Origin of the sequence: Sphingobacterium faecale (genome assembly GCF_016746095.1) — a bacterium.
Lineage (GTDB): Bacteria > Bacteroidota > Bacteroidia > Sphingobacteriales > Sphingobacteriaceae > Sphingobacterium > Sphingobacterium faecale.
This window is the reverse complement of the sequence record NZ_JAERTY010000005.1, coordinates 445,496-461,325: the sequence shown is the minus strand read 5'-3', so window position 1 is coordinate 461,325 and position 15,830 is coordinate 445,496. Positions and strand designations below refer to the sequence as shown.

4 protein-coding genes are annotated in these 15,830 nt (G+C 46.0%); all 4 read left to right on the top strand.

Translation table 11 applies throughout. From position 1 onward, the window contains the following. The first annotated feature begins 283 nt into the window (after positions 1-283). The 4 genes from JKG61_RS11805 to JKG61_RS11790 all read left to right on the top strand — a co-directional run bounded on the left by JKG61_RS11805 (position 284) and on the right by JKG61_RS11790 (position 15,555). On the top strand, positions 284-5,992 hold the full coding sequence (locus JKG61_RS11805) for an MBG domain-containing protein (RefSeq protein WP_202103179.1): 5,709 nt from the start codon (positions 284-286) through the stop codon (positions 5,990-5,992). A gap of 141 nt (positions 5,993-6,133) precedes the next feature. After that, entirely contained in the window at positions 6,134-7,015 is an 882-nt protein-coding gene (locus JKG61_RS11800; protein WP_202103178.1) for a PorP/SprF family type IX secretion system membrane protein, read from the top strand. A gap of 67 nt (positions 7,016-7,082) precedes the next feature. After that, complete coding sequence (locus tag JKG61_RS11795) at positions 7,083-8,099, top strand: helix-turn-helix transcriptional regulator (protein ID WP_202103177.1); 1,017 nt, start codon at positions 7,083-7,085, stop codon at positions 8,097-8,099. 415 nt (positions 8,100-8,514) lie between these two features. Next, the gene (locus JKG61_RS11790) at positions 8,515-15,555 is read left to right on the top strand and encodes an MBG domain-containing protein (protein WP_202103176.1); all 7,041 of its coding nucleotides are present in this window, start codon (positions 8,515-8,517) and stop codon (positions 15,553-15,555) included. Positions 15,556-15,830 lie beyond the last annotated feature (275 nt).

The following is a 15,830-nucleotide window of genomic DNA, read 5'->3' as shown; positions in this document are numbered from 1 at the left end:
GTTAACTTTATTGAGGTCAATCATAGCGGGATAAACAGTTAAATATTTGAATTTAAGATACTTAAATATATAACCATGCCCACTATATTGCAAATTTTTATACCAAATTATTAATCGAACTCAGGTTTATAGTAAATCTTATTATAGCCCTAATAATAGTACCAAAACTTCAGCTTCTGATATAATATTCGAACATGGAGCTGTTAGCGGAAACTATTCTGGTGGTTTTGGGGGAGGGATCTTTTCAGATGCATTTACGAATGCTACAGCAGGGGCCTCGTCTTTGCTGAATATCAGTCTGGTAAGAGTTAGTCAGAATCACTCCAACTTACAGGGAGGTGGCATTTTTTCAGGTGCTGATGGGGGATATTCTAGAATAAATATTTATAATTCTGAGCTGACTAAAAACACAGCAAAGAATGATGGAGCAGCAATTAGTACATCAGCTCCTTTTGGTACTAATCATGAAAATACGATTGCTTTACATAGCTGTACTGTCGTAGGGAATAGAGGAAATTCTTACATCGCTTATAACGGTGGAAAACGGAACTTTAACGTACGTAATAGTGTTGTTCTGGATAATAGAAAAGCCAATAATAGCAACAGTTCACTGATAGGAACGCCGGTTAAAAATATAGGCTATAGCTTGATACAGGGTGAAATGAGTACGACAGCTGGTGTTACTATCGGACAGGTTTTTACCGACTCTGCTAATGACGATTATAGCCTGGCAAACAACAGCCCGGCAATAGATGCAGGAAGTAATACCTTATATCAAGGCGATTTAGCCAATGACCTGGATCTGGCTGGCAATCCAAGATTGTATAATAATACCATTGATATGGGAGCCTATGAGTATCAAGGTGTACAATATAGCCCCAATCCGGACAATATCCTCTACGTCAACCAAAGCGTAGATCAGACTGCTGCGGGCTATACCGGCTCGGGCAATAGCTGGGATAATGCTATACCCGAACTTGCCGATGCGCTGAAATGGGCCAACGATAATAAAGCAGCTAACTTATGGGATACCAACAATCCTTTAAAGATTTACGTCGCCAAAGGCATATACAAACCTAAGTATTCGTCTGAAGATGGGATCGTCGATCCCGCTAACCCAACGGATAATCGAGATAAAAGTTTCCTGATGGTGGAGAACGTCCAATTGTATGGAGGTTTTGACCCATTAAATAATTTGGTTACACTAGATGATGCTCGTGTGATGCCAGAAGTGCTTGCTGGTGGAGTACCAAAGCAAAGTAGCACAATTCTAAGTGGTGATATAGGTTTGGTAGCGGAGAAAGGAGATAACGTATATCATGTGGTGGTTTCATCGGGAGATGTAGGAAATGCATTGGTGGATGGGTTTTTGATTCATGGCGGAAATGCAACAGGTGGACAGTCTTCAATCCGTATAAATAGTAACTATATAAAACGGTGGAATGGTGGCGGTATCCACTTGTATAATTCCTGTCCAGTCTTAAGAAACTTAGTGATCTCTCAAAACCACGCAGATAAACACGCAGGAGCTATAGCAATGGAAGCCATCCAAAACTATTCTTTTTTATACAATATATTGATTTGTCATAATACAGCTGAATATGGAGCAGCAATAGTTTTCTGGGGAGCTGAGGGAAAAGGAAATTTCTCAAATTTGACGATGTATGACAACCAATCGATCAGTGGATCATCATTATTTGGCTTTTTTGGAACGACATTTTTGCTGTCCAATAGTATATTGGTGGATGATGAGTGGAGTAAAATAGGCGTGTCGGAACTGAAAAATACTTTACTCGTGGGAGATGATGATTTTGAAAGTATAATTTGGAGTGATGGTGGAGGAAATATTATTACAATGGAAAGCCCGTTTAGAAATGAGCAGGAAGGGGATTTTAAATTAAAGGAATCTAGTCAAGCTCAGGATGCAGGGAATGCACAGGTGTATTGGAACCTACTGCATGACGCAGCACCTTCGACTAATCCATTATTAATGCCCGAAGCTGAAAATGAATCTTGGGGAAGGGACTTGGCAGGTGAAAGGAGATTTAGAGGGGAGGCTATCGATATGGGAGCCTATGAGTATCAGGGGGCTCAATATAGCCCGAATGCGGACAATATCCTCTACGTCAACCAAAGCGTAGATCAGACTGCTACGGGCTATACCGGATCTGGGGACAGCTGGGAAAATGCTATACCCGAACTGGCAGATGCTTTGAAATGGGCAAGAGAGAACCACGAGGCTGACAATGATTGGCTGCAAAACGACAGTCTACAGATCTATGTAGCCAAAGGGACGTATTTGCCGAAGTATAAACTCGCTGATGTAGACGATCAAAATACCCCTACTACAGATAGAGACAAGAGCTTTCTGCTGGTCAACAACGTACAGCTTTACGGTGGTTTTGACCCCGCAAATGGCATCACCGACCTGAGCCACAAACGTATGATCCCAAGTGTTGACCGTACTCCGGGAGAAGGTACCTTACTAAGCGGGGATCTAGCGGGCGACGACGAAGCCAATATTCCTATAGGGCAGCTAAAAGATCACCACACCAGGAAAGATAATGCCTATCACGTGGTAGTAGCAGTTGGTCATAACGAGGGAGCAGAAGTAAAGCTGGATGGATTTACGATAAGCGGTGGTAATGCTAATGTCATGTCAAAAATTCAGGTAGAAGGGCGTATAATTGATAGAAATTACGGCGGAGGGATATACTTTCATTCTCTCAAGCCAGTAAGGCTAATCAACTCTAGGGTAAACGGAAATTCTACTTCACATTATGGAGGTGGATTTCATGTTGCTTCTGTAGCAGTAAACCTGATAAATTCTACTGTAAGTGATAATTATTCAGGTCTTTATGCTGGTGGGATATGTGCCGTTGGGACTAATTTGAGCGTAACTATGATTAACTCTGCTCTGATCGGAAATTTTGCAGTGCAATATGGTGGAGGGATTTATACTAGGGTACTATCAGGGCTAAATGAAATAAATTTGAACAGCAGTACGCTTGCCGGGAATAAAGGTAGCTCCTATATTTATTTGGATGGAACGGGAACTAATCGTTTTACAACATACAATAGTGTGGTGTATGGTAATGTAAAAAGTACAGACAATTCTCAGAGTAGTTTACGCGCTAATAGTTTAATTATCGATAAAAGCATCCAATATAGCTTGGTACAGCAAATCGATGCGACGATTAGTACAGATCCAGGTGATATACGAAATAATAATCTAGACGGTACAGCTGTTTATACCGATCTATTTACCGATGCAGCTGGTGGGGATTATAGGTTGACCGCCTGTTCTCCGGTAGTGAATGCTGGTAGCAACAGTCATTTTGTTGGACTGGATGCCGATACGAAAGATCTGGAAGGTAACCCAAGGGTATATGACTTTGCTAATGGAGGTATCATCGATATGGGAGCTTATGAGTTCCAGGGCGAACAGGTCAATTACGATAATGTGGTGTTTGAAGATGCAGACGTTACTTATAATGGCACCGCGAACACGATACTAGCAACAGATCTTCCCCAGGGTGTTACTGCTGTGTACGAAATCAAGGACGCAGCCGGTGCTGTGGTGACCGAAGCGGTAAATGTAGGAACTTATACCGTTACGGCTACACTTTCGGGTTGTGGGCTGGATAAAGAACTGACAGCCACGCTTAAGATTGAGGCTGCTACGCTGACGGTAACTGCTGCGAGCGGACAGCGCAAAGTATACGGTGATACCGATCCGGTGTTTACTTATACCGTTTCGGGTTATCAAGGTGCAGATGACGACAGTATCTTAAGCGGTGCATTGAGTAGAGTTGGAGGCACAGATGTCGGTGCTTATGCGATTGAACAGGGCACATTAAGCGCTGGTGCTAATTATGATATTGTGTTTGTATCAGCTGACTTTGCTATTACTCAAGCTACGCTGACGGTAACTGCTGCGAGCGGACAGAGCAAAGTGTATGGCGAAGCTGATCCGGTATTGACTTATACGGTTTCTGGTTATCAAGGTACGGATGATAACAGCATTTTAAGTGGTGCATTGAACAGAACAGTAGGAGAGGATGTAGGTGTTTATCCGATTGGGCAGGGCGATTTAAGTGCGGGTACTAATTACGCTATAGATTTTACGGGAGCTGATTTTGCTATTGCCAAAGCTACGCTGACGGTAACTGCTGCGAGCGGACAGGGCAAAGTATACGGTGAAGCTGATCCGGTATTGACTTATACCGTTTCTGGTTATCAAGGTACAGATGATAACAGCATTTTAAGTGGTGCATTGAGCAGAACAGTAGGCGAGGATGTAGGTGCTTATGCGATTGGGCAAGGCACATTAAGCGTGGGTGTTAATTATGATATTGTGTTTGTATCAGCAGATTTTACCATTACTAAAGCGGTACTGCCGGTCTTTACTTTTGCTGATGCAAGTTTCGTTTACGACGGTACGGCAAAATCGCTGAAAGCTACCGGTTTACCTGTCGGTGCTACAGTGAGCTATATAGGGAACGACCGGACGGAAGCGGGGGAATATACGGTGACAGCTAAGGTTGCTGGCAGTAACAACTATGAAGACGGTTCGCAGACCGCCAAGCTGACGATTACGAAAGCGGTACTGCCGGCCTTTACTTTTGCTGATGCAAGTTTCGTTTACGACGGTACGGCAAAATCGCTGAAAGCTAGCGGTCTACCTGCTGGTGCTACAGTGAGCTATATAGGCAACGACAGGACGGAAGCGGGGGAACATACGGTTACGGCCAATATTGCTGGCGGCAACAACTATGAAGACGGTTCTCAGACCGCCAAGCTGACGATTACGAAAGCGGTATTGCCAGCCTTTACTTTTTCTGATGCAAGCTTTGTTTATGATGGAACGTCAAAATCGCTGAAAGCTAACGGTTTACCTGCCGGTACTACAGTAAGCGGCTATACGAATAACGAGCAAACCGAAGCAGGGGAATATACGGTGACAGCTAAGGTTGCTGGCGGTAACAACTATGAGGACGGTTCGCAGACCGCCAAGCTGAAGATTACGAAAGCGGTACTACCGTCCTTTACTTTTGCTGATGCAAGTTTCGTTTACGACGGCACGGCAAGATCGCTGAAAGCTAGCGGTCTACCTGCTGGTGCTACAGTGAGCTATATAGGTAATGACCGGACGGAAGCGGGGGAATATACGGTGACAGCTAAGGTTGCTGGAGGTAACAACTATGAGGACGGTTCGCAGACCGCCAAGCTGAAGATTACGAAAGCGGTACTGCCGGCCTTTACTTTTGCTGATGCAAGTTTCGTTTACGACGGCACGGTAAAATCGCTGAAAGCTAGCGGTCTACCTGCCGGTGCTACAGTGAGCTATATAGGAAACGACCGGACGGAAGCTGGGGAATATAAGGTTACGGCCAATATTGCTGGCGGTAACAACTATGAAGACGGTTCGCAGACCGCCAAGCTGACGATTACGAAAGCCAAACAGGTTATCAGTTTTACGGCTCCTGAGGCCTTGGGAAAAAATGCAGGAACCATAGCGCTGGATGTACACTCGAATGCTGGCTTACCGGTCAGTCTCTCTGTTGATGATCCGGACATAGCTACCGTATCCAATATGGAATTACATGTCCACCGGCTGGGTACCGTACGGATTACCGCTACCCAGTCAGGCGACGCTAATCACGAGGCCGCAGCAGCAGTCACTGTTACGGTACGTGTGGTAGCGGAAGCCAATGCAAAACTGCCGGTCATCGTGCATCCGGCATTATCGCCAAACGGTGACGGTATCAACGAATTCCTGATGATCGAAGGGATAGGGGGCTTTCCGGAAAATATAGTCACCATCTTTGATAAGAACGGTTCGGTACAGGCAGAAATCATTGGTTACAACAATAAGGACAGAGTATTTACCGGTAAGGAAAGCCGCGATGGTACCTATTTCTATTATCTGGATCTGAAAGATAATGGCGTATGGAAACGGGAGAAGGGGTATTTTGTGATTAGGCGTTAGAAAGTTAGGTAAGGTTAACGAGTTATCGAGTGAACAGGTTAACAAGTAAAGAAAATGATAAACTGATTAAGGTTAACGAGTGAACGCGCTATCATGATAACACGATAACATGATCACTTGTTAACTAGATAACAATACAACATGATAACAAAGAATACAATCATAACCCTATTATCGCTGCTGCCATTGTGTGGTCTGGCCCAGCATGGGGTGAGCTATAACCAGTTCGGTCAGTTACGCAACTCGTTCAATTCTTCATTGAGCACGATGGACGAGCGTGGCAGTTTTGCTACACTGGGGCGGAGTCAGTGGACGGGTGTGGATGGGGCTCCCCGCTCGGTGTGGGTGACAGGACACGGTATGGTCAGGAATCTTGGCTTGGCTATCGGTGGTGATTTTAAGCATGCTTCGCTTGGGGTCGTGCGGGAGAATGAAATCACGGCATACGCTGCCAAAGCAGTGCGACTTGGGGAGAATGAATACCTGAGCCTATCCATGGGCGGTGGGCTTTTATTCTACCAGGGCAACTACCGTCAGCTGGATGGCGAGGATCCGGCCTTCTGGGAGGATGTACGCGGTACGGCTGGAGTGCTGAGTGTGAGTACCTCGTATTACCAAAAAGATAAATTCTATGTAGGGATAGCTATGCCGCGTTTTTCGCTGAAGCGTAATACAGACCGGGAGTACGAATTTCGCGATGTGATCTACGTGACGGGTGGTATGCTGATCCGGCTGGACGACACGTTCAGGTTGCGTCCGTCATTCCTAGTGAGCCACATGCAGGAGATGTCTCCACGCTATGATGTAAGTGTCGTGGCCTTTATGGGGCCGAAGATCGGATTGGGGATGGGTGTACAGAATCAGGGTGACCTCTCGGGGCTGATGCAGCTCAATTTTGGCAACTTCGGTATAGGCTACAGCTATCAGTTCAGCGTCAACGGTCATACACTGAACCAGAAGATATCGACCAATACGCATGAAGTCGGCTTCCGTTATCGTATAGGTGGAATAGGATTGTTGTAAGGATAAGGATAATTATTTATGTTTTTTTTTCTAAATTTGCTTGTCTATACCTATTGCACAACTGATTATGAAGGAAAGGATTCATCATTATCCACAGCAGTTTTTTTCGGTAGCCCGCTTTCTGGAAGTGGTACAGCACGGTTTCGCTAGCGATATGCATGATCCGAAAACGTGTACATTAAGTATGCGTGGAACCTATTACCGGACAGATTTAGTATACCGATTGTTGAGAGAAGACGTCTTGGTATTTGATCAGACGATGCATTTTGATGAAACCGAATGCAATTGTGTTGCTGCTGAGGAAGATGGCGATTTCTATTTATTTAAATACGTATATGAAGCAAATAAGCCATTGCGTTTAGAGCAAGGTGATAGTGATTTTGCTATATCGGAGGGTTTTCTGGGAATATGCAGTAATTTTGGAAACCATAATCTATGGGTGCCGGCAGGCTTTGATGGAAAAATGTTACAGATATTGATCGAACGGAGTTTTCTGGAAGAGTTTGTCCAATTGGATAGCTTTCGCCGCACTTCGTTGAAAAATCTACTTTTTAATAAAAGTAGCGAAATACTGACGATCAACTTTCTTCCCCAGTTTTTAAAACGTCGTTTGGATAAGTTGGTGAGCTTGCTATATTTACCGACGGATACACCGTTTGATAAGCTGAATATGCTTACTGCGGTAACAGACTTGCTAAGAAACTTTTTGGGACTGTATGTGCATCAGGAAGATGGAGATGATGTAGGTCGCCCCGCAGATATTAATTCTATTCTAGTTGAAATCGTTCGTCATTTGGATAATAACCTTCACCTTCCTTTTCCGGGGATGGGGTATCTGGCCAAGTATTTTGGTATTTCCGTATCAACATTGAAACGGCATTTTTCGACCAAATATAAGGTAACTCCCCACGGGTACTTTAGAAATCTACAAATGCAGGAGGCAAGGAGACTATTGAAAAAAACAACGATTCCGATAACGGAGATCGGGTATAAAATGGGATTTGATAGCCCCGGTAATTTTACTCGTGTATTTAAAAAAGTGTATGATGTAAGTCCTACATTTTATCGAAAGGATGAGATGTAGTTCTGTGAGAAGAAGTAATGACGCTCAATGGGCTGACCTTATCTGATAAATAAATTTTGAGCCAATCTGATAACATTCTATAAAAGATAAAGTTTTCTTTTGTAGTGATGCTAATTATAGCACTTTGGGATTAAACCTGGTGCAAAGACGTTTTTTAGAATGAAGTCGAGGGAGCTATAGCCTGAGTCAATGAAAATAAATTCGAAAAAACGACCAATGAAAAAATATGGAAATCTCTAATCAAGCTACGTTTATCGATCAGGATGTGCTATAGCTAATCCTAGCGCTAGTGATTTGAAAAAATAACTGCATGTTATCATGAGCGGTTATAAGGAGGTGTTGTAAAGAGACAGGATCATAAATGATATGCCGGCTGTTTAACAAAGAAAATGAATGTTAACCTTGAAAATATACGATGTTATATAACCTAAAGAAAATACTGTTATTTTTTTCTGTTCTATTTGTACTTAGTGTTACCTATGTAAGGGCACAGGTGCTGAATCAAGGCGACCTAGTGGTCGTCGGATGGAATTCGGTAAGCGATAAAGTTCAGTTGGTGGCGCTGGTAGACATTCCTGTAGGAACAGTAATTAAAATTACGGATAGGGGATGGGATAGATCGAATAATGCATTTGTAGGTTTAAACCCAACGAATACAGGGGACGGTATTGTTACTTGGACATTGTCGACTGCGGTGTCCGCCGGGACAGTACTGGAACTGTTTCTAGGTGGTTCTGATGATGGTACCTCATTAACCAATTTGACGACATCGGCCAATTTAACTACAGATATAGTGACTACGGGTTATCTGGCAGCTGATGTGATGCCAGGTACCGGAGACCAAATTTTTATTTACCAAGGTGACGATACCAATCCGTTTTTCATTTTTGGACTGAATAATTCAGGAGGGCCGGTGGATGCAAATAATTGGAATAATAATTATGAGGTTTCTGCTCTTTTTGTTACATTGAGAGATTCTTACCTCCCCAATAATACGGGTAGTCAAAATGCCCTGACCAATGGCGTAAATGCTATTGGCCTACGCACGGCAAACAATCAAGAAGATAATGTTCAGTATATCGGCCCAATAGGGACTGCAGACAAGAATACCTGGCTGGCGCGTATTACGGAGAGAGCAAATTGGGGAGGAAGCGATGTAGACGGTACCCCGTCTAATCCGATTACCGCTGCTCCAATACCGAAGGTGAACATCACTGCAGCGAACACTCCTCCGACCATAACAGGCGTACCGGCATCTATCACTATCACGGAAGATAACATGGGCAATCTCGATATAGCGTCAAGTAATATTGTAGATGGAGATAGCGATCCGATCCAGCTCAAGCTATCGGTAAGTCACGGTCAGATTGCATTCTCAGCTACAAATCTACCCGTGATACTGGCAGGAAACGGCACAGCAACGGCAACGATAACTGGCGCGCCTGATGCCATAAATAGCTATATCGATGTGGCTTCTAATATTCAGTATATACCAACTACAGATCTAAATGGCAGTGCTGCTGATTATCTCCTCATTTACGCAGATGACGGGGAAGGTTCGGGAAGTGTGCTACTGGGAACGGTGCCGATCAATATAATAGCGGTTAATGACCCACCTACGATAATGGTGCCTTCTGTAATCACCGTGAATCAGAATACACCGACTGCATTAACGGGAATCAGCTTTGCGGATGTGGATGCGGGATCAGCTACGGTAACAGTAACACTGTCTGCGGTAAAGGGTGGTTTTTCCGCAGTTTCGGGAGGAGGAGTCACGATAGGAGGAAACACTACACTCCTAACACTGATGGGCAGCCTGGCAAATATAAATACTTTTATTACTGGTGGCGGAATTGTCTATACGCCCGAGCTAAATGGTGTAGGTAGTGTCTCGTTAGAAGCTCATGTCGATGATCTCGGTAATTCGGGAGACGGTGGAGCAAAATCTGCGTTAGGTACGATTACGTTGAATATTGTCGCTGTCAATACAGCGCCGACGGATATCAATCTTAGCAATGCATCGGTTAACCGCAGTGGGGGCATTAATGCGGTAGTGGGTACGTTCAGTACCACCGATGCCGATGCGGGGGATACACATAGCTACAGCTTGGTGTCAGGTGCAGGAAGTACACACAATGCCAGTTTCAATATCAGTGGAAACACCTTGCGCGCAAATAGTGCTGCAGCCTTGGTGGCAGGTACCTACAGCGTTCGCATTCAGACAGAAGATGCTGGAGGAGGCACTTTTCAAAAGATCTTTATGATTACGGTAGTGGATGACGTGGCACCCACGGTCAGCAGTGTAACCGTACCGGCAAACGCAACCTATATTGCTGGGCAGAACCTCGATTTCACGATAAATATATCGAAAAGTGTAACAGTGACTGGTACACCTCAGCTGTCATTGATTGTCGGCTCTACAGCGGTTAATGCTACCTACAATGCAGGAGGCTCTACGGCAACAGCCTTGCTATTCCGCTATACGGTCCAGGCGGGTGATGCCGATGCTAATGGCATTGTGCTGTCTTCCATCCAATTAAACTCGGGTACGATTAGAGACGGGGCAAACCTACCGCTCACGCTTACCCTTAACAACGTGGGTAATACCGCTGGCATATGGGTAGACGGCGTAGCACCATCGGTAACGAGTGTGAATATACCCTCGGATGGAACGTATATTATTGGTGAAACGCTTAATTTTACAGTTAATTTTGATGAAGCCGTTATCGTGAACAGCAGCGGCGGTACCCCTCGTCTTCCACTGACCATCGGTGCAGCTACGCGCGACGCAGCATACCGGAGTGGTTCGGGATCTACCGCCTTGGAGTTTTTCTACACAGTAGGGGCTGGTGATAATGACAGCGATGGCATCGCGGTCGGCAGCTCCATTGCACTCAACGGCGGTGCCATCTCGGACAATGCGGGCAATACGGCCACGCTGATTTTATCAGGCGTAGGGAGCACAACTGCTGTCTTGGTGGATGGTATCTCACCCACGGATTTTTTATTCAGCCCATTGAACGGGGCTACTAATGTGACGCCGAATGCTAATCTATCCATTACATTCAACGAGAATATTATCCTCGGTACAGGCAATATCATTGTATACGATGATGCCGCTACACCAATAGTCACCATTGACGTCGCAAACCATGGTGGGCAGCTTAGCATCGCTAATAATGTATTGACCATCAATCCGACCGCTGATCTGCTGGAAATGACCCGTTACTATGTGAAAATCGGAAATAACGTAATCCATGATTTAGCGGGTAATACTTATGCCGGTATTAGTAACAATACTACGTGGGCTTTCACCACTGCCGATGTTACGCCACCCTCGGGGTATGCCGTATCCATTGACCAAGCAACCGTCACATTGGCCAATCATACCTCCCTGAGTTTTACTTTCATCGGAGCAGAAATAGGGGCTACTTTTGACTATAAGATCACAAGTAGCGGCGGTGGAACACCGGTGACAGGCAGCGGAACCATAATCTCGGCCAACCAACAGTTGGGCAATATTGATGTCTCGGGCTTGGCTAACGGAGCGCTCACCTTGAGTGTCACGCTCACCGATGCTTCCGGTAATGTGGGCAACCCTGCTACCGATGATGTCACCAAGGCGGTCAATTACCTGCCGCTGATTACCACGAGTGGGGGATTGACAGCCTTTACGGAGTCGGTACACGGCGCTCCAATCCCAGTAGCCATAGATCCGGCCTTGACAGTAACCGACCCGGATAATACAACCCTTGCATCGGCAATGGTGCGTATTACGGGCAACTTCCTCAGCGCTCAGGATCTATTGGGTTGGGGAAATGATGGTAATACCATGGGGAATATCAGCGCTAGTTACAATGCGGGTACAGGAGTGCTGACGCTTACTTCTGCAGGTGCTACGGCAACTTTGGCAGAGTGGCAGACGGCTTTGCGGGCGGTGACCTACAGCAACAGTTCTGCGAACCCTAGTACTGCAAACCGTACTGTTGGTTTTGTCGTTAATGATGGGGTGGAAAGCAGTGCGGGTGCCACAAAAACCGTATCGATTACCGCTGTGAACAATGCACCGGTGCTAACTAATCTAAATGGAGAAGATGTCACATTTACGGAGGGTGGTCCAGCGGTGCTGATTGATGCCGGTGGAGATGCGACCGTAAGTGATTCGGACAGCCCTGATTTTGATGGGGGTAACCTGACGGTAGCCTTTGTTGCTGGCAGTGACGCCGGAGAAGACGTGCTAGGTATTCGTAACGAAGGGACAGCTGCTGGTCAAATCGGTGTATCTGGCGGGAATGTGACCTACGGGGGGACAACAATCGGTATGCTAACCGGAGGAACGGGTGGAATCGATCTTATAGTGACATTCCTGCCGACTTCAACGCCAGTTGCTGCTCAGGCACTGATAAGGAACCTGACTTATCGCAATGGCAACAACACCAATCCGTCAATCTACCCACGCACAATCCGTATTACCTTGGCGGATGGCGATGGTGCAGTGAGCCTGCCTAATAGTGTTACGGTAAATATGACTCTTGTTAATGATGCACCCATAGTAACGACTAGTGGGGGGCCAACTACGTTTACAGAATCGATTAGTGGGGATCCGGTCCCGGTAGCCATAGATCCGGCCTTGACAGTAACCGACCCGGATAATACGAACCTTGCATCGGCAACGGTGCGTATTATGGGTAACTTCCTGAGTGCTCAGGATTTATTGGGTTGGGGAAATGATGGTAATACGATGGGGAATATCAGCGCCGCTTACAATGCGGGTACAGGAGTGCTGACGCTTACTTCTGCAGGTGCTACGGCAACTTTGGCAGAGTGGCAGACGGCTTTGCGGGCGGTGACCTACAGCAACAGTTCTGCGAACCCTAGTACTGCAAACCGTACTGTTAGTTTTGTTATTAACGACGGAATAGATGATAGCAACTCCGCAACAAAAAATATCTTGGTGGTGGCCGTGAATACGGCGCCGGTAGCAGTAGACGATTATATAACCGTATCGGAGGATATACCATCAACAGGAAATGTATTGACAAATGATTCGGATGTAGAAGAAAATGCATTAACAGCTTCTTTGGTAATAGCCCCTGTGAATGGGACGGTGGTATTGAACGCGGATGGAAGTTTTACCTACACACCGAATCACAATTTTAATGGACAGGATAGCCTGAGGTATCAGGTCTGCGATAACGGAGTTCCGACGAGATGCGACAACGCAATGGTGTATTTTACCGTGTTAGCGGTAAATGATGCTCCGACAATCATAGGTACGCCTGCTACTACCGTGGATCAGGATGCGACCTATAGTTTTACACCGATAGCAAATGATGTCGATGGGGATGTGTTGACATTCAGCATCAGCAACAGACCTACTTGGGCAGCTTTCGATCCTGCAACCGGTAAGTTGACCGGTACACCGAGCAACGCAGATGTGGGTACCACTTCGGGAATTGTAATTTCGGTATCGGATGGTACGCTTACAGCAAGTCTGCCTGCGTTTTCTATTACGGTGGTAAATGTGAACGATGCTCCAACAATCATAGGTACGCCTTCTACTACGGTCGATCAGGACGCTACCTATAGTTTTACACCTACAGCGGATGATATCGATGGGGATGTATTGACATTCAGCATCAGCAACAGGCCTACTTGGGCAGCTTTTGACCCTGCAACCGGTAAGTTGACGGGTACACCGCGTAATGCGGATGTGGGTACCACTTCGGGAATTGTAATTTCGGTGTCGGACGGTTCATTGACGGCTAGCTTACCGGCATTTGATCTGACCGTGACTACACAGTTATTTACTGGAGTAAGTCTGCCAAATGGTGTTTTTGATTATGATGGTACGGTAAAACGAATTGCGGTTCACGGTAATTTACCTACTGACGCTACAGTAGTATACGAAGGAAACGAACGAACTGTGGTAGGAAGTCAGCCAGTTAAAGTTACCTTGACTGCAACAGGTTATACACCGGCGGTGCTAACGGCTCAATTGACGGTTAAACCCGTTGAATTGACGGTTAGGGCCGATGCGAAAACGAAAGTCTACGGAACAGCTGATCCGGAACTGACCTACAAGGTTACGGGACTGGTAGCTGGCGATGCAGCGACTGTAGTAAGCGGCAGCTTGGAGCGTGTCGCAGGAGATAATGTGGGTACATATGCGATCAACAATAAGGACTTAACCGCTGCAAACTATACGATCAGCTATGTGCCGTCTACTCTGAGTATTACGAAGGCTCCGTTGACGGTTAGTGCCGACGCGAAAACCAAAGTTTACGGAACAGTTGATCCGGAACTGACCTACAAAGTTACGGGACTGGTAGCTGGCGATGCAGCGACTGTCGTAACCGGTAGCTTGGAGCGTGTCGCAGGAGATAATGTGGGTACATATGCGATCAACAATAAGGACTTAACTGCTACAAACTATACGATCAGCTATGTGCCGTCTACTCTGAGTATTACGAAGGCTCCGTTGACGGTTAGTGCCGACGCGAAAACGAAAGTCTACGGAGCCGCTGATCCGGAACTGACCTACAGGGTTACCGGACTGGTAGCAGGCGATGCAGCGACCGTTGTAAGCGGTAGCTTGGAGCGTGTCGCAGGAGATAACGTGGGTACATATGCGATCAACAATAAGGACTTAACTGCTACAAACTATACGATCAACTACGTACCGTCTACTCTAAGTATCACCAAAGCTACGCTAACAGGTCTGAGCCTGGCCAATATGGATGTGGTTTACGATGGGCAAGTCAAAAGCCTTGCTTTAGCGGGCGGACTGCCTACGGGTGTGACAGTGGTTTACGTGAACAATGACCAGGTTAATGCAGGCCGCTACGAAGTGACTGCTAGCATTGCGGAGTCGCAGAATTACTTTGGTACGGAGATCAAAGCCACTTTACTGATCCGTAAAGCAAAGCAAACGATCAGCTTTAATTCGCCGGGTGTACTAAGCAGGGATGCGGGTACGGTTGCACTGGATGTAAGATCAAGCTCGGGCTTACCGGTCACATTGACCGTCGATGACCCGCTGCTGGCTACAGTATCGGACAGTAACCTGGAGGTACATCGTCTGGGTACAGTCGAAATAACGGCGGCGCAGGGCGGAGATGCGAACTATGAAGCGGCAATTACGGTAAAAATGAACGTGCTGATCGCAGCGGATGAGGGCGCAAAACTGCCGGTCATCGTGCATCAGGCATTATCGCCGAACGGTGACGGTATCAATGAATTCCTGATGATCGAAGGGATAGGGGGCTTTCCGGAAAATAAAGTCACCATCTTTGATAAGAACGGTTCGGTGCTGGCCGAGATCGCGGGCTATAATAACAGAGATAAGGTTTTCTTTGGTACAAACCATCGTGATGGTACCTATTTTTACTATATCGATCTGAAAGATAATGGCGTATGGAAACGGGAGAAGGGGTATTTTGTGATTAGGAGGTAGAAAGTTAGGTAAGGTTAACGAGTTATCGAGTGAACAAGTTAACAAGTAAGGGAAGGGATGTCGGAGCGTCACTGGGAGGCTTGTCGAAGCAGTCTGTTTTAATGTAGAAGGTTAACGAGTTATCGAGTGAACAAGTTAACAAGTAAGGAAAGTGATGTTGGAGCGTCACTGCGAGGCTTGTCGAAGCAGTCTGTTTTAATGTAGAAGGTTAACAAGTTATCGAGTGAACAAGTAAAGGAAATGATAAACTGATTAAGGTTAACGAGTGAACGCGC